Origin of the sequence: Pseudomonas sp. N2-3-1-14, assembly GCF_041228395.1 — a bacterium.
GTDB lineage: Bacteria > Pseudomonadota > Gammaproteobacteria > Pseudomonadales > Pseudomonadaceae > Aquipseudomonas.
The window spans coordinates 3,701,454-3,718,726 of the sequence record NZ_CP166199.1 but is presented as its reverse complement, the minus strand read 5'-3'; the positions used below and the strand labels follow the sequence as shown (position 1 = coordinate 3,718,726).

Genomic DNA, 17,273 nt, shown 5'->3' with positions numbered 1-17,273 from the left:
GGCTCCTTAGCGTTGCCACTGGGCGCGTTTGAGCGACCAGACAAAGTCCAGTTTGTGATACCCGACAAAGTCGGAAGCCGGCAGTGCGGCGGTTGGGTAAACGATGCCGCCGTCTTGTTTGAGGGCGAAATTGAAGTAGCCCTTGGTCGGCGAATACGCGGCGGTGCCGTGGCAGGCGAAACACGACGACTCGTTCTGGAACGCCGATTCCAATTGGGAGTTGGCGAGCAGCGTGGGCGTGGTATTGGATTGCACGCCGATCAACTCGTATTGCGCCAGCGTCGGGTTACTTGCCTGAAAACTCGTATTGACCGGTTGCGCCGCCGGGGTCGGCCCGGTGCTGTTGGTCATCGGCGTGGGCGGGATCGCGTTGGTCACGGTGTACTTACTGTTGTTGCGGTTTTCGAAGGTGGTCCACACCCAGTCGGGGTTCAACTTGTTGATCACATGCAAGCCGCTCAACGCGGCATAGCCGACCACGTACTCACTGCCTTGCTGGTAGTAGGTCTGGGCGATGTAGTAGCCATCGTTGGCCAGTTGCTGCTGGTAGGTCGGGTTGTTGCCGATCCACAGCCAGGCGGCCTTCAGTTCCCAGGCCGTGGAGGGAAAGTTGAGGTCGCTGGTCAAGGCGGCCTGGCCATTCACGTTGTAAACCTTCTGCTGCACGATGTAGTTGAAGGTGTCCGGGCCCATCAGCAGCTGAAACCGCACCGCCTGGCCTTGCTGGGCTTGCGGCACCTGGCCGCCCATTTCCAGGATCAGCCCGTCCACCTGTTGCGTGGCGTTGAGGTTGTGAAACAGACGATTGACGTTCATGCCCATCGCCTGGGCTTGCGTCAGCACCGCAGCGGGCACGGGTGTGCGCTGGGCGTAGGGCAGGGGTTGCGTGCCATTGGCCAGGTAAACCTGGTCTGAAGGCTTCATGGTTTCCCAGGCCCGATCAGGGCTTTGTGCCGCAGCCGGTTGATTGAGGCAGACAAACCAGTTCCAGGCCAGGGTCTCGGGGCTCTGGGTGAAGGTGGCTCGCGTCTTGTCCAGGTTGCCGCCAAACTGCAGAAAATTCGTGCAGTCGAAGGCCGTGCTTGCGCCTTGGGCCTGGGCCAATCCGGCCAGTGCACTCAGGACAGTGATAGATAAGGCTCGCCGCATGGAAGCTCCTTGGCATTGGCCAGTTCGAGGTGTGGGCGCCCCAGGAAATGTTCCAGGAGCAGTTGCTTGACTGCCGTCGCCGCAAGCTGCTTCGGTAACGCCAGGTCGCAATTGGTGATCAGCAATGGGCCGGTCTGTGCGCTGCTGGGCAGGCGGCCGTGGCTGCCACGCACCAGCGTGGTGTCCAGCGCGATCAGGTCCATGTAGTAGCGAAAGCCGAGCTTTTTTTGCAGCAGGCGGCGCGCCATTTTCAGTTTGGGGAAGCGAATCGCCGGGTCGATGAACAGCTCGACCGGGTCGTAGCCAGGCTTGCGGTGGATGTCCACGGTGCGCGCAAAGTCCGGCGCCTTGCGCTCATCCAGCCAGTAGTAGTAATCGAACCAGTACCCCGCGGCGGCCACGGCCACCAGCTCGCCGCTGCGCGAGTGATCGAGCTGCCAGGCGCGTTGCTCGGCTTTATCGAGCACTTGCTCGATACCGGGCTGGCGCAGCAGCAAGGCTTTGATCCGCGCAATGTCCTGTGCCTGCTTCACGTAGATGTGCGCAACCTGATGATCGGCCACCGCAAACGCCGCACTGGCGCCCGGGTCGAGCAATTCCCAGCTCACGGATTGGCGCACCTGCAACAGGCCTTCGGCGCGCAGCACGCGGTTGATCGACACCGACTGCTCGACCGCTTCGATGCCGTACTCCGACAGCACCATCACCGCTGCCCCCTGCGCCTCGGCGAAGGCCAGCAGGCGCCCAACCTCGGCGTCGATGGCGCGCACTTCATCGGCAATCGAGGGGTGCTCAGGCCCCACGCGCTGCAAGCTGTAGTCGAGGTGAGGCAAGTAGATCAATTGCAGGTGAGGGCGATTGATCTGGAACTCGGCCATCGCGCAATCGACGATCCACCGGCTTGATGCAATGCCCGCGGCCGGCCCCCAGAAGCCATGGAAAGGGAACTCGCCAATCTGCGCCTCGATCTGCTCATGCAGGCCGGGCGGTGACGAATACAGGCCGAACTGTTTGCGCCCATCGGCCGGGTAATGCGGGCGCGGGGTGATGGCGGCGTCTACGTCGGCGTACATGTTGTACCACCAGAACAACTGGCTGCAGCGAAAGCCCGGCAGCTCGCGCTTGAGCGTGTGCCAGACCTTTTCGCCCTGGATCAGCGTGTTGGGTTGCAGCCAGAAACGCACCTCGGCCTGATCGCGAAAGTACCAGCCATTGCCGACAATCCCGTGCTGCGACGGCGGTGCGCCGGTGAGGATCGAAGCCTGCACCGTCGAGGTCACGGCGGGGAACACCGGTTGCAGGTTGGCTATCTTGGCGGTCTTGAGCAGGGTGTTGATGTGCGGCGTCGCTTCGCCCAGCAGCGAGGGCGTCAGCCCGACCACATTCATCAGCAGCAGCGGTTGTTCAGAGGGCATCGGCGTAGGCCTCCCGCACATGCAACAGGTTGCGCTGGCGCAGTTGCTCTTCGACCCAGCGCAGTTCGGCGGCGATGCCGGCCAGTTGAGCGGCCTCGGTTGCGGGCCGCAATTCGACGGGCAGCACGCCCCAGCTGTAGGTTTCCACCTCCAGCACCGGGCGAAAATCGGCATGCGCCGCCAGGTAATCGAAGGTCTGCGCCAGGGCAACCTGGCTGCCGCTGAGTTCGGGCAACAACAGGTGGTCGCTGAACAGCGGGATGTGGAAGTGGATGCGCAGTTCGTCGAACCCGGCGCAGTCAGTCAGGGCGGCCGGCAGGTCTGGCCAGGCCACTCGATGGCCCTGGGGCGTGAGCGCTTTCACCTGGTGCAAGTAGGTGAGTTCGGCGAAGGTGCTCAGGGTCTTGAGCACGTGTTCGCGCCGGCTGGCATCGTCCGATGGCAAGCGGCAAATCATCGCGTTGGACAGCTGGACCTTGCCCACCGGCACCTCGGCCGCGCGCAGCCGTTCCAGCGACTGGTAGCCGTCTTCGAACATCACCGCCTGGTGGCACACATCGAAGCACAACGCCAAGTAGGCATGGTTGGGGTCCATGGTGTGCCGGCGCTGGAAAAACGCGATGGCCTGCTCGGTGTTTTCCAGCACGCAGTCCGGTTCCATTTCCAGGCAGAACACGATTTTCTTGCCGGTTTGCCAATGCAGGTGGGCGAGTGCGGCGGTGAGTTGGCTCAGATGCTCGTCGGCGCGCGCCTGCAATGCCGGCGTCCAGGTGGCGGCATAGCCCAGCGGTACCGTGGAAATCACACCGTGGCGGCAGTCGTTTGGCAAGGCATCGGCGAGGATGCGCGCCAGGTCCAGGCTGTAGGCCAGGCGTTGCGGGTCGGCCCAATTGGGCAGGTAGACGTCGGCTTTGACGGCGCCCCGATGAAATTCGCCATAGGGAAAGCCGTTCAGCGAGGTCAGGCGCAAGCCGCTTTGCTTGAGCAATGCCAGGAACGGCACGCGCGCCGATTCCTGCTGCAGCTGCGCCGCCGCATGAGCGCAAATCCACAGGCCGCTGTCCTGTTGCCGCAGCCCGCGCAAACTGCGCACGCCTTCAAAGTGCTGCTTGATCGAGGCACGTAACCCGGCCAGGTCGCGGGTCGGGTGCACATTGCTGCAATACCCGAGTTGGGCGGCCGTCCAGCCGCTGCCGACACTCATTTGACCACCGGTTCCTGGCCGCGCAGGGCGGAGTTTTCCTGCCATTGCTTGCGCTGGTCGATGGGCAGTGGCGTGCTCACCAGCGCCTTGTCGAGCTGGCCACTTTGGGCAAAAAAGTCCACCGGGTTATGGAACAGCACCTGTTCCACCTGGGCTTCGCTGAAGCCTGCGGCCAACATCGCCTGGCCGGTCTTGGGCACTTTGAGTGGGTCGCTGATGCCCCAGTCGGCAGCGCTGTTGACCACCATTTTTTCGGTGCCGTATTCCTTGAGCAGCGCGACCATGCGCTGCTCCGACATCTTGGTGTTGGGGTAGATGGAATGGCCGCGCCAGCACTCGCTGTCGAGCACCAGCGGCAAGGTCAGTTCGTTGAGGTGGTCGATGATCACCAGGTGCTCGGCGATGCCTACTTCACGGATCACCGCGAGGGTGCGTTTGGTGCCGCCGATCTTGTCGCGGTGCGGCGTGTGCACCAGCACCGGCAGGTTGAATTGCTTGGCCAGCTCCAGCTGCGCGGCGAGAAAACGGTCCTCTTCAGGGGTGATGTCGTCGTAGCCGATTTCGCCCACTGCCACCACGCCGTCCTTGACCAGGTAGCGCGGCAGAATCTGCAGCACTTGATTGGCGATCGACAGGTCATTCGCTTCTTTGGGGTTCAGGCCGATGGTGCAGAAGTGATGAATGCCAAACATGCTCGCGCGAAAGCGTTCCCAGCCCAGCAGCGTGTCAAAGTAGTCGACAAAACTGCCGACACTGGTGCGCGCCTGGCCCTGCCAGAACGCCGGTTCGATCACGCCGGTGATGCCGGCGGCGGCCATGTTCTGGTAGTCGTCGGTGGTGCGGCTGACCATATGAATATGCGGATCGAAGTACTTGAGCATGGTGAATCCTCGTCAAGGGCAGGGGCGGCGTTGTGCGGTGTCAGTTCAGGCAGGCGCGCCATTGCGGCGGCAGGTTCAGGCTTCGCAGGCGCTGGTGTTGCGCCGGGCTGAGCAGGTCAAAGGCGATGACGGTGGGCAGCCCGGCGGACACGGTTCGCTCGGCCGCGAGCTGTTCATCGAGCAGGTCAAGGGCCAGCTGGTTGAGCGTGACGCCCTGGCGCTGCGTGAGGCCCATCAAGCGCCCGACGTCGAGGCCCATGCCGAGCGCTTTGAGTACCAACTGGTGAAAGGCGCGCTCCGGGTAATGGCGTGACGGGTAGGCCGTGTCGAGGGCAAGGGCGGCAAATACCTGCGGGTTGCTGGTGCGCCCGGCCTGCAGGGCCAGCGCCACGCAAAGGCCGTCGCTGTCGAGCCAGTCGAGGGCACCCAGCAAAGCGATTTTTTCCTGGTCGTCACCCCACAGGAACAGCTGACGCAGCAACGGCACCTGCTCGGTGGCCGGGGTGTGTTCGAGTGCCTTGGCCGCTAACAGCGCACGTGCCAACTCGACGGCCGGCGCGGGCAGCAGGCGCTTGCATTGGCCGCTCAATAACGCGGCCAGTGTGGCGCTGGGTTGCTGGGCAAGCTGCGCCTGCGCCTGCTGCCACCAATCCAGTTCGGCGGCGTTCAGTTGCTGGGTCAGGGCTTGAAGGTGTGCGGCGAGGCCATCCTGGCGCATGTTCATGTCGGCTTGATCCAGCGCTGAAAGTGGGGAAGCAGGAAAAACACCAGCACACACAACAGGCTGCCCAACGGTTGGTTGGCCACCGCCAGCACCAGCGCGTCGAACAGCGGCAGGGCGGCCAGGCCAGCGCCGATAAAGGCACGCACCTGGCGTTGTTGCGGGTTGGCCAGGTGTTTCCAGTAATGCCAGCCCAGCCAGCCCAACCACAGCAGCAATACCGGCCAGAACCACAGCGTGTTGGAGTAGAACGCCAGGGCCAGTGGGCTGAGCATCAGCAGCAATGGCAAGCGGCTGATCAGCTGGTTGCGATGCTCCTGGCGCGCCAGGTAAGTCAGGCCGCTGATGTACACGCCGAGCAGCATCGCGCACAGCCAGATCGGCTCCGGCGGCACCGCCAGGCTGGCCGCTGCCGTGATGTACAGCGCCGAGCGACAGGCGCCCATCAGCCACACGCTGTGGGCGTATTTCTTGTGCAGCAGGTTGTAGCCGACGATGCAGCCCACCAGCAGCACCACGCTGCCAAGCAGCCAATGCGGCTTGTCGATCAAGCGGCTCAGGCCCAGCACCGCTGCGGCGGCGAGTATCAGCAGCAGCGCCGTGGCCAGGCCGACTTGTTGCCGGCTGGCCAAACCCAGGGTGATCGGACGCGGGTTGTGGTGTTGCCGATCCCAGTCGGCGTCAAGCCAGTCGTTCAACAGCATGCCGGCCAGGTACAGCAGCGACAGCGTGATCAGCAGCAACCCCCACACCAGCGACGACGGCGGTGCCAGGGCGCCGGCGCTGCTGGCGAGCAGGGCCGCAGCGAGGGTGTTGGTCCATACCGTGGGCAGGTTGGAGACGCGGCCCAGGGTCATCCAGGTTTTCATCGGGCTCATTGTGCGTAACCCTCGCCCAGCGTCAGCGCCAGCGCCGCTTCGCTTGCAGTCGACAAGCGTTGCAGCGCGACCTCCATCGTCGCGCTGTCGATTTCATGCAGGTCCACCGACTGGCCGATGCGGTTGAGCATGGGGATCGACAGTTGCCCACCCAGGTGCTGGCGGAACTCCTCCAGGCCCAGCAACAGCGGCGAGCGACCCTGCGCATCTTTCAAGGCCAGCTCCGGCGGGCACAGGTTGAAGCCCAGTTTGCGCAGCAGGCTCATCACACGCTCAGTGTCGGTATCGCTCAACAACCCCAAGGCATTCGCATACAGCCCATCCAACGCCATGCCCACCGCGACCGCTTCGCCATGGCGCAGCCGGTGGTGGCTGAGGTTTTCCAGTTTGTGCGCGGCCCAGTGGCCGTAATCCAGCGGCCGACCGTTGCCGCGTTCGAACGGGTCGCCGGCGCCGGTGATGTGCGCCAGGTGCAGCTCGGCGCAGCGGCGAATCGCATGGCGGCTGGCCGGGTGATCAAAGCGGGCGAGGGCATCGGCGTGTTGTTCCATCCACGCGAAGAACGCCTGGTCCTTGATCAGCGCCACCTTGACCGCTTCGGCCAGCCCGGCGATCTGGTCGCGGCGGGTGAGGCTGGTGAGCAGTTGGAAGTCGTTGATCACCGCCGTGGCAGGGTAGAAGGCACCCAGCAGGTTCTTCTGGCCGAAGGCATTGATGCCGTTTTTAACGCCGATGCCGGCGTCGTTCTGGGCCAGCACCGTGCTGGGAATACGGATCAGGCGAATGCCACGGTGGAAGGTGGCGCAGGCGTAGCCCACCGCATCCAGGACCGCGCCGCCGCCCAGGGCCAGCACGTAGCAATGCCGGTCCAGGCCGTGTTGCAGCATGTCGGTGTAGAGCTGCTCCAGCACGCGTGAGGTTTTGCTCAGTTCACCCGCCGGCACGGCGATGGGGGCGGTTTGCAAATGCAGGTCTGCATGGGCGGCGAAATAGGCGTCGATTTGCGCCAGCAATTGTGGGGCGCTGTGCAGCAGTTGCGCATCGGCGAACACCATCACCGTCACCGGCGCCTCGTGCTGGGTGACGAGCGCGCGGTGCAGGCACGGGTTGAGCGGATCAAACACGTGATCGGTGAACATCACCGGGTAGTCGTAACTGACCTCGAACCGTCCGCGCAGCGGCTGCTGCCCATCGGGTTTGCGTTTGAGCAGGCTGTAACCGGCCATAAACGCCAGCGGCAACACCATGCTGGCGAGGAGGGTGACCAGCAGCGAGTTCTGCTCGATCAGCAACGTGCCGATGGCGGTGTAAGCCAGTGCCAGTCCGGCGTTGGCCAGGGTGGTGATCAGCAAGAATGCGCGCAGCGGGTAGCGTTGCATGCCGGCGGCCACCACCGAGGTTTCCGCCAGCACCGGCACGCCGCGCAGGCAAATCAGCGACAACGTGCCCAGCCGATACGCCAACTGCCCAGGCTGGCGCTGAGGCAAGCCAAGGCGGCCGGACAGCAAGCGCAAATAGCCGGCGCCAAGGGCATAGCCCAACCCGGCGCCCAGGCACAGCCCAATGAAAATCACCAGGTAACCGACAAGGCTGCCGAGCATGGCCACCGCCAGCAACGCCACCAGGCTTGACGGCACCGGCAACACCACATCGAGGGCGAGCAGGGCGAGCAACAGCAGTGCCAGGTTGAATGCCTGGACAGGCGTCGAAGGTTGGTACAGGTTGAGGTGAATCAGGAAGTCCTGGATCTGTTGTTCAAACAACAGGAAGCTGGCGATCACCAGCACAGCAAAGCCTATCAACGCCAGCCAAAAATGTTCGGCTGGCCCCTTTTTCGAGAACGCACGGTACCACCGGCTGCGCTTCATCAAAGCATCCCTTTTGAGAGTTAAGACTAAGTTCCGTGTCAGTGTTAAGCGCTGTTTTCAGAGCAATAGAGTTCCTCGCCCGTCGGGCAGGTTGTGTGCGTAATGGCTGATGGCTTTCACGGTATTCATGAACGTAGCCGGTTGTGGTTTTTTTGCAAGTTTGCGCCGCAAGGAGTTTAAAACCGGCAGGTTGGCGAGGTTTATACGGCGATATTTATCTAGGTTTTACAATTAGTTGTATGGCTTTTTTTAAAGCGTCAAGAACCCGTTGTTGCAGGCGTTGGCAAGTAACAAGTTCAATACAAGGTCTTAACGTTGGTTATTTGGATTATTGCCGCTGGCTATAAGTCGTTCGGCAATAAGTGCTTGTCGAGAATGGTTCCGCTTAAGTCGTCTGCATAAGTGTGTTACTTACCCATGAACCGAAAACCGCCGGACAACTTATCCTTTAGATAGCCCACTAACGTACTGACCGATTTCGGCACATGGGGCGAGTACGGTCGAATCAGGTAAATCTCATCGGCAAACGCGCCCTTAAGCGTCCAGCCCTTGAGCACCTGCACCAACTTGCCATTGGCCAGTGCGGCCTGCGCGCTGAAATCCGGGAGCAGGGCGATGCCCAGGTGGTTCACCGCCGAGTCGCGCAGCGCTTCACTGTTATTGGTCGAAAAACTCCCAGCGATCGGCACGGTCAGCCGTTCAACCTGTTTGCCGCCGCGTTCAAAGGTCCATGCCGGCTGGTCGGTGCCCCGCGGGTAGTACAGGCAGTTATGCGCGGTGAGGTCGCCAGGTTCGCGCGGTTCGCCGTGCTGTTGCAGGTACTCGCGCGTGGCGACCAGCACCGAGCCGGTGTCGCACAGCTTCCACGCCACATGGGTTTCCGGCACCTGGAAGCCGTGCCGTACCGCCAGGTCGTAGCCTTCGGCCGCCAGCGAGCTCAAGGCATCCGAGACGTCCAGCTGGATGCGCACCTGCGGGTAAAGCTGCAGGAACTCGGACAGGTGCGGCACCAGCTGCTGGCGGGCAAACGCCACCGGCGCGGTGAGGCGCACCAGGCCGCGAATTTCCCCGGCAGCGTCGCGCACCGACGAGAAACTACGGGCGATGTGCGCATAGGCGCTGCGCACTTCGCGGGTCAGTGACAGGCCCGCATCGGTCAGCCGAACGCTGCGCGTGGTGCGGGTGACCAGCCGGGTGCCGGTGGCTTTCTCCAGGTCTGAAATGCGCTGGCTGACGGCGGACTTGCTCACGCCCAGGCGCGCGGCGGCGGCGGTGTAGGTGCCTTGTTCCTCAAGCACCGACAGCCAATGAATGTGGGTCCACAGCCCTTCGATCTCAGCCTTTTCCATGATTCTATTGTTCGCCTGTGAAGACAATAAGTTCTGGATTCTGCTCTGGTTCGGAACAAACTGAAAGCCTATCGTGGGCTCCAACGTTACCGACCTGGGACCAATTGCCATGCGCACCATCGAGCATTACATCAACGACCAGCGCGTTTCCCGCGATGATCGCTATCAGGACGTCTACAACCCGGCCACCGGTGAGGTGACCGCTCGCGTGGCCTTGGTCAGCCGCCAGACCGTGGGCGAGGCCGTCGCCGCTGCCCAGGCCGCCTTCGCCGGTTGGGCCGACACCCCGCCGATCCGCCGTGCCCGCGTACTGTTCCAATACCTGCACCTGCTGCGTGAACGCAAGGACGACCTGGCGCGCATCATCGTCGCCGAACACGGCAAGGTGTTCACCGACGCCCAGGGCGAAGTCGACCGGGGCATCGACATCCTCGAGTTCGCGTGCGGCATTCCCAACCTGCTCAAGGGTGAACATTCCGACCAGGTGTCGCGTGGCATGGACAACTGGACGATGCGCCAGCCTTTGGGCGTGGTGGCCGGCGTGACGCCATTCAACTTCCCGGTGATGGTGCCGATGTGGATGTACCCGATCGCCATCGCGGCGGGCAACACCTTCATCCTCAAGCCCAGCCCGACCGACCCGAGCGCCTCGCTGTTCATGGCTGAGTTGCTGCGCGAAGCCGGCCTGCCCAACGGCGTGTTCAACGTGGTGCAGGGCGACAAGGAAGCGGTGGATGCCCTGCTCGAACACCCGGACGTCAAGGCCGTGAGCTTTGTCGGCTCCACGCCGATTGCGCAATACATCTACGAGACCGGCGCGCGCAACGGCAAGCGCGTGCAAGGCCTGGGCGGCGCGAAAAACCACATGGTGGTGATGCCCGATGCGGACATCGAAAAAACCGTCGACGCGTTGATGGGCGCCGCCTACGGCAGTGCCGGCGAGCGCTGCATGGCGATATCGGTGGCGGTGCTGGTGGGTGATGTGGGCGATAAAGTCATCGCTGCCTTGACCGAGCGCGCGAAGACATTGCGCATCACCGACGGCCGCGATTTGAAAGCCGAGATGGGCCCTATCGTGTCGCGTGCCGCACTGGAACGCATCAGCGGCTACATCGAACAAGGCGTGCAGGCCGGCGCGCAATTGCTGCTCGATGGCCGTGACTACGTGCCCACCGAACCGGGCCTGGAAAACGGCTTCTGGCTCGGCGCCACCTTGTTCGACCACGTGACGAAAGACATGAGCATCTACCGCGAAGAAATCTTCGGCCCGGTGCTGGCCTGCGTGCGCGTGAATGACTTCGGCGAGGCGATCAAGCTGGTCAACGACCACGAGTTCGGCAACGGCGTCAGCTGCTTTACCCGCGACGGCAACATTGCCCGCGAGTTTGCACGGCGTATCGAAGTGGGCATGGTCGGCATCAACGTGCCGATTCCGGTGCCGATGGCCTGGCACGGCTTTGGTGGCTGGAAGAAGAGCCTGTTCGGCGACATGCATGCCTACGGCACTGAAGGCGTGCGCTTTTATACCAAGCAGAAATCGATCATGCAGCGCTGGTCGGAGAGCATCGAGCAGGGCGCGGAGTTTGCGATGCCGGTGTCCAAATAGTTCGATAACACCGCAGATCAACTGAGGGAAATCTACTGTGGGAGCGGGCTTGCTCGCGAAGGCGGTGTGCCAGCCAGCTCATGTGTCACTGACCCAACGCATTCGCGAGCAAGCCCGCTCCCACAATTTGACCGAGTTCAACTGCCAGCCCCGTGGTGCTCTGCGTTTCTGTGGGAGCTGGCAAGCCAGCTCCCACACTTTTTTGACCGTGTTTATTCAGGCCGTGGTTTTTGTCGGGTTCAGGCACTCAATGGAGCGATCCACCGTCGTCCTGGCCATCTCCAGCAAATGCCACACCGCCAGAATCTTCGCCCGCTCGGGGTTTGGCAGCAGCTCGCTGCAATTGAGGGTGGTGGCCGACGCGCTGTCGAGCAGGCTCGCGGTGTAGAGCAGGGCGTCTTCGAAGCTCAAGTCTTCGATGGGAACACCCTGGGCAGGCAGGTAATGGTCGATGGCGCGGTTGAATGCGGCGCGGGCCTTGGCTGAACTGAGGGGTGGGTCGGGGACGACTTTATTCATGGTGTAACTCCTATTGAACAAGGAAGCTACCGCCAACGCTGCTAAACGAGGGTGGCAGCTGTACGCGGGTTAGCAGACCGGTCAATAGGAAAACCAGCGCACCCGAAGGTGCCCCACGCACAGCCACCATAAAAGCAGAAGTGAACCGTGTGCCTATTGAAGTCAGGCTGCTAAACCCGGTCGCTGAAATGCAGCGACGGACCGCAGACTAGCCACCGATTCCAACAGGCACAAGGCGGCGGGGATTGTCTAGGAAACGTCCTGCGATTAAAAGCGACGCGCCTTGCTGGCCTTTTCAAAACCAGAAAAAAAGCCATTTCCTACTCATTGGTGGTGCTCGTGGGTTGACCGCGTACTGAATGTCCACTACTGTATATAAACACAGTTTTTAAGCGCTGATCAGCCAAAACCGGCATTACCAGCCATGCCGAACACTGTGTGCAAGTTAACGGATTAACTTGAATGCACAGGCTCGCACTGTCGAGCCGCTTTTTATGAAAGAGAGGGAACTCATGTCGTATCCAGAAAGCAAGCTCATCGGCTTGACCGGTTTCGCCCTTGCGGCAAAAGTCACTGGTGGCTGGGCGGGCCAGGTGGTCAGTATCACCACGCTGGACCAACTCAAGGCCAATATTGGCGACACCACCCCGCGGGTGCTGGTGATCAACAGCAATATCTCGGCGTCGAGCCTGACCAAAGTAAACATGGGCGCCAACAAGACCCTGATCGGCTCCTTCCAGAACCGTACGCTGGAGAACATCCACCTGCGTGCCACGGCGCAGTCGCAGAATATTATTCTGCAGAACATTATCTTCAAGCATTCGGCAAGTATTAAGGCCAATGACGATATCCAGGTGTACCTGAACTACGGCAGCAAATACTGGATCGACCATTGCTCTTTTGTCGGCCACACCTGGTCCACCACGGACGGCAGTGAAGATAAACTGGTGTATATCGGCGAAAAGGCCGACTACGCCACCATCAGCAACTGCTTTTTTGGCAACCACAAGTACGGCTTGATCTTTGGCCACCCAGCCGATGATAACAACGCAGCATTCAATGGTTACCCGCGCCTTACGCTGTGCCATAACCGCTTCGATAATATGGAAGTACGCGCGCCCGGTTTGATGCGTTACGGTTATTTTCACGTGTATAACAACTACGTGAATAACTTTCACCTGGGTTTTACCCTGGCGCAGAACGCCAATATCCTTTCTGAAAGTAATTACTTCGGTGAGGGCAGCCAGAATAACGGCATGTTGGACGATAAAGGCACTGGTACTTTTACCGACACCAACAGTGTGCCCAGCATCACCAACCAGAAGTCGCCTAACGCCCAGTGGACAGCGCGTTCCAACTATAACTACACCTTGAGAACCGCAGCGCAGGCCAAGGATTTCACGCAAAAGAATGCTGGGGCTCAGGCGGTAGCGCTGGTGTTTGGTAGCTGAGTAGCTCACTGTCTATTGATCGGTCATTTATGAAGCGTGCCACTGTATTTATATCAAGGATATAAATACAGTGGTGGCACTTGTGACTTAAATAATTCTTAATGTTGTCATCAATAGGCTTCATGTTAAACCTTGTTTCGCACATATAGAGCCAACTACGGCTCGCTCTTTTCAGTCGCAATGCAGTTGCCGGCTGTCAGTGTTATTTAATCTTCGCTTGTCACTAAAGCGTCAGTAAAAGGACATCATCATGAAACCTGCGAATCACACACCCACTCGTTGGACTCGGGCCGATGCGCTAAAAGTTAATGAAAATGACCCGACGACTACACAGCCGTTAGTGAGTCCTGACTTCCCTGTCATGAGTGACACCGTGTTTATTTGGGACACCATGCCATTGCGTGAACTGGATGGCACGGTGGTATCGGTTAATGGTTGGTCGGTTATCTTCACGTTGACCGCAGACCGTCGCCCGCATGATCCACAATTCATCAATGCCGATGGCCGTTACGATATCAAGCGTGATTGGGAAGACCGCCACGGCCATGCGCGCATGTGCTACTGGTACTCGCGCACCGGCAAGGACTGGATCTTCGGTGGCCGCGTGATGGCCGAAGGCGTTTCGCCGACCACCCGTGAATGGGCAGGTACGCCGATCCTGCTCAACAACCACGGCGATATCGACCTGTATTACACGTGCGTAACGCCGGGGGCCACGATTGCCAAGGTCAGGGGCCGGGTCGTCACGTCGGACAGCGGCGTAACGCTTGAGGGCTTCACTGACGTCAAGTCGCTGTTCGAGGCTGATGGCACGTATTACCAGACCGAAGCGCAGAATGCGACGTGGAACTTTCGCGACCCCAGCCCGTTTATCGACCCCAACGACGGCAAGTTGTACATGGTGTTTGAAGGCAATGTCGCGGGCGAGCGCGGTACTCACGAAGTAGGCCCGGATGAACTCGGCCTGGTGCCGCCTGGCCATGAAGGCGTCGGCGGTGCGCGGTATCAGGTCGGTTGCATTGGCATTGCTGTCGCCAAGGACCTCAACGGTGACGAATGGGAAATCCTGCCGCCACTGGTGACGGCGGTGGGCGTGAACGATCAAACCGAACGCCCGCATTATGTGTTCCAGGACAACAAGTACTACCTGTTCACCATCAGCCACAAGTTCACCTACGCGGACGGTGTGACCGGGCCGGATGGCGTCTACGGGTTTGTTGGCGATCATCTGTTTGGTCCCTACACGCCGATGAATGGCTCGGGGCTGGTACTTGGCAACCCACCGTCGCAACCTTTCCAGACCTATTCCCACTGCGTGATGCCCAATGGCCTGGTGACGTCGTTTATCGACAGCGTGCCCACCTCCGGCGATGACTACCGTATCGGCGGCACCGAGGCGCCCACCGTGAGGATTGTACTGAAGGGGGACCGTTCGTTTGTGCAGGAGGCCTACGATTACGGTTACATCCCGGCAATGCGTGATGTTGTGCTGAGCTAGACCGGCCAAAAAGAAGCCACTCATTCGAGTGGCTTTTTTTATGGCTGTGATTCAGCGCCGCCCGGCCCGCGTACTCACATCCACCCACACCGCCAGCACCAGAATGCTGCCCTTTACGATCATCTGCCAGTAACTGTCCACATCCAGCATCGACATGCCGTTATCCAGGCTGGTAATCACCAGCGCGCCGAGCAACGCGCCATACACCGTGCCCGAGCCACCGCGCATCGAGGTGCCGCCGATAAAGCACGCGGCGATGGCATCCAGTTCGCCCATGTTGCCCGCCGACGGTGAACCCGCCGCGAGGCGCGCGGTGTTGACCAGGCCGGCGAGGGCGCACATCACGCCCATGATGCCGAAGATCCACAGTTTCACCGCCTGCACGTTGATGCCCGACAGGCGCGTGGCCTCCATGTTGCTGCCCACCGCATACACGCGGCGGCCGAACACGGTCTGGCTGGTGACGTAGCTGAATACGCCGAGCAGCACCAGCAACAACAGCACCGGCACCGGGATGCCATCGTAGCTGTTGAGGGTGGTGACGAACCCGGCGAGCACCGCGCCGATCACCGCCACGCGCAGCCCATCACGCATCAGGGAGTGCGCGGCCAGGCTGTGCAGGGCGCGGTTACGCCGTTGTTTCCAGGTGAGGAACAGGGTCAGAGCGAACAGCAAAACCCCAAGGCCGATACCCACGCTGTGCGGCAAATACCCTTGGCCCACATACACCAGCGACGGCGACACCGGCGCGATGGTGGTACCGCCGGTAATCCCCAGCAGAATCCCGCGAAACGCGAGCATGCCGCCCAGGCCGACGATAAACGACGGGATGCGCAGGTAGGCGGTCATGTAACCGTTGGCCAGCCCGAGCATCAGGCCGCAAAGTGCCACCAGGCTGAGGTTGGCCAGCAGCGGGATGTGATAGACCACATCCAGAATCGCCGCGAGCCCGCCCAGCAATCCGAGCAGTGAACCCACCGACAAATCGATCTCGCCGCTGATGATCACCAGCACCATGCCGCACGCCAGGATGCCAGTTATCGACATCTGCCGCAGCAAGTTGGAGAGGTTGCGTGGCGTCACGAAACCGCCCTCGGTCTGCCAGCTGAAAAACAGCCAGATAAACGCTACGGCAATTACCAGGGCGAGCATTTTGTAGCGGGTAAACAGCTGTTTGACGTGGTTCATCTACGCGGTCTTCCGATCATTATTGTTATGGCTGAGCGCGGCGGCGAGCACCTGTTCCTGGGTGAGGCCCTGGTTGATGAAATCACCGCGCAACTGGCCGTCGCCGATCACCAGCACGCGGTTGGAAACCCCCAGCACCTCGGCCAGCTCCGAGGAGACCATGATGATCGCCACGCCTTCGGCCGCCAGCGCACACATCAGTGTGTAGATCTCATACTTGGCGCCCACGTCCACCCCACGCGTAGGCTCGTCGAGGATCAGCACCTTGGGCTTGGTCATCAGCATTTTTGCCAGCACGGCCTTTTGCTGATTGCCCCCGGACAGGCTGGTGATCGGCAAAAACGGGCTGGCGGTCTTGAGGTGCATACGCGCGATTTGCTGGTCGATGCTGCCCAGTTCGGCCTCGGCGTCGATGCGGGTCAGGTGCGCATAGCTATCGAGCACCGCCAGGGTGATGTTCTGGCCCACACCCAGGTCGGGAATGATGCCTTGGCGCTTGCGGTCTTCGGGCACCATGCACAGCCCGGCGCGGATCGATTTGAGCGGTGTGCGCGTGTCGATCACCTGGCCATCGAGCCACACTTCGCAGCTGTAGCGGCCGGGGTACGCGCCGAACAGCGCCGACACCAGCTCCGTGCGCCCAGCCCCCACCAGCCCGGCAATGCCGAGGATTTCCCCGCGCCTGAGCACAAAGGAAATATCGTCGACGCGTTTGCGCTTTGGGTTGTCGACGTCATAGCAGGTCACGTTACGCGCTTCGAAAATCACCTCGCCGACCTCATGCGGCTCGGTGGGGTAGAGGTTGCTCATCTCGCGGCCTACCATCTGGGTGATGATCTGCGGGATATCCATGTCGGCCATGGCGGTGGTAGCGATGTGTTTGCCATCGCGGATCACCGCGATGGTGTCGCACACCGCTGCCACTTCATCGAGCTTGTGCGAGATATACACGCAGGCCACGCCCTTGGCTTTGAGGTCACGGATGATGTCCAGCAGTACGTCGATTTCCGAGCGGGTCAGGGCCGAAGAGGGCTCGTCGAGGATCAACAGGCGCGCCTGTTTGTTCAGGGCCTTGGCGATTTCCACCAGTTGCTGGTAGCCGCCGCCGTACTGTGAAACCGGCAGCGCCACGTTCATGTCCGGCACCTTGAGTTCACGCATCAGTGCCTGCGCACGATGAATCATCGCCGGGTAGTTCATGCGCCCGCCGGGCAGGGTCAGTTCGTGGCCCATAAAGATGTTTTCGGCCACCGACAGGTCCGGCACCAGCGTCAGTTCCTGGTGGATGATGACGATGCCCGCGGCCTCGGTTTCGCTGATCGACTGGGCCTTGAGTGGCTGCCCATCCCAGAGGATTTCACCGTCCCAGGTGCCATACGGGTAAACCGCCGACAGCACCTTCATCAAGGTGGATTTGCCCGCACCGTTTTCACCGCACAGGCCAACACATTCCCCCGGCCGTACCTTGATATCGATGCCGTTCAGCGCCTTGACACCGCCAAAGGTTTTGACGATGCCGTTCATTTGCAGCAAGTAGTCGGCCATG

The 17,273-nt window shown here is 61.1% G+C and carries 14 protein-coding genes; 3 read left to right on the top strand and 11 right to left on the bottom strand.

Going from position 1 to position 17,273, the window contains the following annotated elements; translation table 11 throughout:
- Positions 1 to 6: 6 nt before the first annotated feature.
- The 8 genes from AB5I78_RS17005 to AB5I78_RS16970 form a co-directional block, all read right to left on the bottom strand.
- On the bottom strand, positions 7 to 1,149 hold the full coding sequence (locus AB5I78_RS17005) for a hypothetical protein (RefSeq protein ID WP_369302999.1): 1,143 nt from the start codon (positions 1,147 to 1,149) through the stop codon (positions 7 to 9).
- The gene (locus AB5I78_RS17000; RefSeq protein WP_369302998.1) at positions 1,119 to 2,564 is read right to left on the bottom strand and encodes an alkaline phosphatase family protein; all 1,446 of its coding nucleotides are present in this window, start codon (positions 2,562 to 2,564) and stop codon (positions 1,119 to 1,121) included. The genes AB5I78_RS17005 and AB5I78_RS17000 overlap by 31 nt, the downstream gene beginning before the upstream one ends.
- Positions 2,554 to 3,768: a metabolite traffic protein EboE gene (eboE, locus tag AB5I78_RS16995; protein WP_369302997.1), complete on the bottom strand. Its 1,215-nt coding sequence runs from the start codon at positions 3,766 to 3,768 to the stop codon at positions 2,554 to 2,556. Before eboE ends, AB5I78_RS17000 begins: the two co-directional genes overlap by 11 nt.
- Complete coding sequence (locus AB5I78_RS16990) at positions 3,765 to 4,649, bottom strand: TatD family hydrolase (protein WP_369302996.1); 885 nt, start codon at positions 4,647 to 4,649, stop codon at positions 3,765 to 3,767. Before AB5I78_RS16990 ends, eboE begins: the two co-directional genes overlap by 4 nt.
- 40 nt (positions 4,650 to 4,689) lie before the next feature.
- Positions 4,690 to 5,373, bottom strand: a complete 684-nt coding sequence (locus AB5I78_RS16985; RefSeq protein WP_369302994.1) for an EboA domain-containing protein — start codon at positions 5,371 to 5,373, stop codon at positions 4,690 to 4,692.
- Positions 5,370 to 6,239, bottom strand: a complete 870-nt coding sequence (locus AB5I78_RS16980; protein ID WP_369303058.1) for a UbiA family prenyltransferase — start codon at positions 6,237 to 6,239, stop codon at positions 5,370 to 5,372. Before AB5I78_RS16980 ends, AB5I78_RS16985 begins: the two co-directional genes overlap by 4 nt.
- Positions 6,240 to 6,244: 5 nt before the next feature.
- A complete protein-coding gene (locus AB5I78_RS16975; RefSeq protein WP_369302993.1) occupies positions 6,245 to 8,116 on the bottom strand; it encodes a 3-dehydroquinate synthase in 1,872 nt (623 codons plus the stop codon).
- A 407-nt stretch (positions 8,117 to 8,523) separates the two neighbouring features.
- Positions 8,524 to 9,465 (bottom strand): LysR family transcriptional regulator, encoded by a 942-nt coding sequence (locus AB5I78_RS16970; protein WP_369302992.1) that lies wholly within the window; start codon positions 9,463 to 9,465, stop codon positions 8,524 to 8,526.
- Positions 9,466 to 9,574: 109 nt separating this feature from the next.
- On the opposite strand from AB5I78_RS16970, the gene AB5I78_RS16965 reads away from it, so the two are divergent.
- Positions 9,575 to 11,071, top strand: a complete 1,497-nt coding sequence (locus AB5I78_RS16965) for a CoA-acylating methylmalonate-semialdehyde dehydrogenase (protein WP_369303057.1) — start codon at positions 9,575 to 9,577, stop codon at positions 11,069 to 11,071.
- A gap of 216 nt (positions 11,072 to 11,287) precedes the next feature.
- Here AB5I78_RS16965 and AB5I78_RS16960 read toward each other — a convergent pair whose 3' ends face one another.
- A complete protein-coding gene (locus AB5I78_RS16960; protein ID WP_145164805.1) occupies positions 11,288 to 11,590 on the bottom strand; it encodes a hypothetical protein in 303 nt (100 codons plus the stop codon).
- Positions 11,591 to 12,102: 512 nt separating this feature from the next.
- Between AB5I78_RS16960 and AB5I78_RS16955 the strand changes: the two genes are divergently transcribed.
- Positions 12,103 to 13,041, top strand: coding sequence for a pectate lyase (locus tag AB5I78_RS16955; RefSeq protein WP_369302991.1), 939 nt, complete (start codon positions 12,103 to 12,105; stop codon positions 13,039 to 13,041).
- Between the two features lie 250 nt (positions 13,042 to 13,291).
- Positions 13,292 to 14,539, top strand: coding sequence for a glycoside hydrolase family 68 protein (locus AB5I78_RS16950; RefSeq protein WP_369302990.1), 1,248 nt, complete (start codon positions 13,292 to 13,294; stop codon positions 14,537 to 14,539).
- A 51-nt stretch (positions 14,540 to 14,590) separates the two neighbouring features.
- Here the strand turns inward: AB5I78_RS16950 and AB5I78_RS16945 are convergent, their stop codons facing one another.
- Both AB5I78_RS16945 and xylG read right to left on the bottom strand, forming a co-directional pair.
- Complete coding sequence (locus AB5I78_RS16945; RefSeq protein WP_145164811.1) at positions 14,591 to 15,727, bottom strand: sugar ABC transporter permease; 1,137 nt, start codon at positions 15,725 to 15,727, stop codon at positions 14,591 to 14,593.
- Positions 15,728 to 17,272: a D-xylose ABC transporter ATP-binding protein gene (gene xylG / locus AB5I78_RS16940; protein WP_262207299.1), complete on the bottom strand. Its 1,545-nt coding sequence runs from the start codon at positions 17,270 to 17,272 to the stop codon at positions 15,728 to 15,730.
- Position 17,273: the final 1 nt, after the last annotated feature.

What these genes read in the sequence shown, in the direction of transcription:
- AB5I78_RS17005 (WP_369302999.1), bottom strand. Translation starts at nt 1,149, where the DNA reads ATGCGGCGAGCCTTATCTATCACTGTCCTGAGTGCACTGGCCGGATTG.
- AB5I78_RS17000 (WP_369302998.1), bottom strand. Translation starts at nt 2,564, where the DNA reads ATGCCCTCTGAACAACCGCTGCTGCTGATGAATGTGGTCGGGCTGACG.
- eboE (WP_369302997.1), bottom strand. Translation starts at nt 3,768, where the DNA reads ATGAGTGTCGGCAGCGGCTGGACGGCCGCCCAACTCGGGTATTGCAGC.
- AB5I78_RS16990 (WP_369302996.1), bottom strand. Translation starts at nt 4,649, where the DNA reads ATGCTCAAGTACTTCGATCCGCATATTCATATGGTCAGCCGCACCACC.
- AB5I78_RS16985 (WP_369302994.1), bottom strand. Translation starts at nt 5,373, where the DNA reads ATGAACATGCGCCAGGATGGCCTCGCCGCACACCTTCAAGCCCTGACC.
- AB5I78_RS16980 (WP_369303058.1), bottom strand. Translation starts at nt 6,239, where the DNA reads ATGAAAACCTGGATGACCCTGGGCCGCGTCTCCAACCTGCCCACGGTA.
- AB5I78_RS16975 (WP_369302993.1), bottom strand. Translation starts at nt 8,116, where the DNA reads ATGAAGCGCAGCCGGTGGTACCGTGCGTTCTCGAAAAAGGGGCCAGCC.
- AB5I78_RS16970 (WP_369302992.1), bottom strand. Translation starts at nt 9,465, where the DNA reads ATGGAAAAGGCTGAGATCGAAGGGCTGTGGACCCACATTCATTGGCTG.
- AB5I78_RS16965 (WP_369303057.1), top strand. Translation starts at nt 9,575, where the DNA reads ATGCGCACCATCGAGCATTACATCAACGACCAGCGCGTTTCCCGCGAT.
- AB5I78_RS16960 (WP_145164805.1), bottom strand. Translation starts at nt 11,590, where the DNA reads ATGAATAAAGTCGTCCCCGACCCACCCCTCAGTTCAGCCAAGGCCCGC.
- AB5I78_RS16955 (WP_369302991.1), top strand. Translation starts at nt 12,103, where the DNA reads ATGTCGTATCCAGAAAGCAAGCTCATCGGCTTGACCGGTTTCGCCCTT.
- AB5I78_RS16950 (WP_369302990.1), top strand. Translation starts at nt 13,292, where the DNA reads ATGAAACCTGCGAATCACACACCCACTCGTTGGACTCGGGCCGATGCG.
- AB5I78_RS16945 (WP_145164811.1), bottom strand. Translation starts at nt 15,727, where the DNA reads ATGAACCACGTCAAACAGCTGTTTACCCGCTACAAAATGCTCGCCCTG.
- xylG (WP_262207299.1), bottom strand. Translation starts at nt 17,272, where the DNA reads ATGGCCGACTACTTGCTGCAAATGAACGGCATCGTCAAAACCTTTGGC.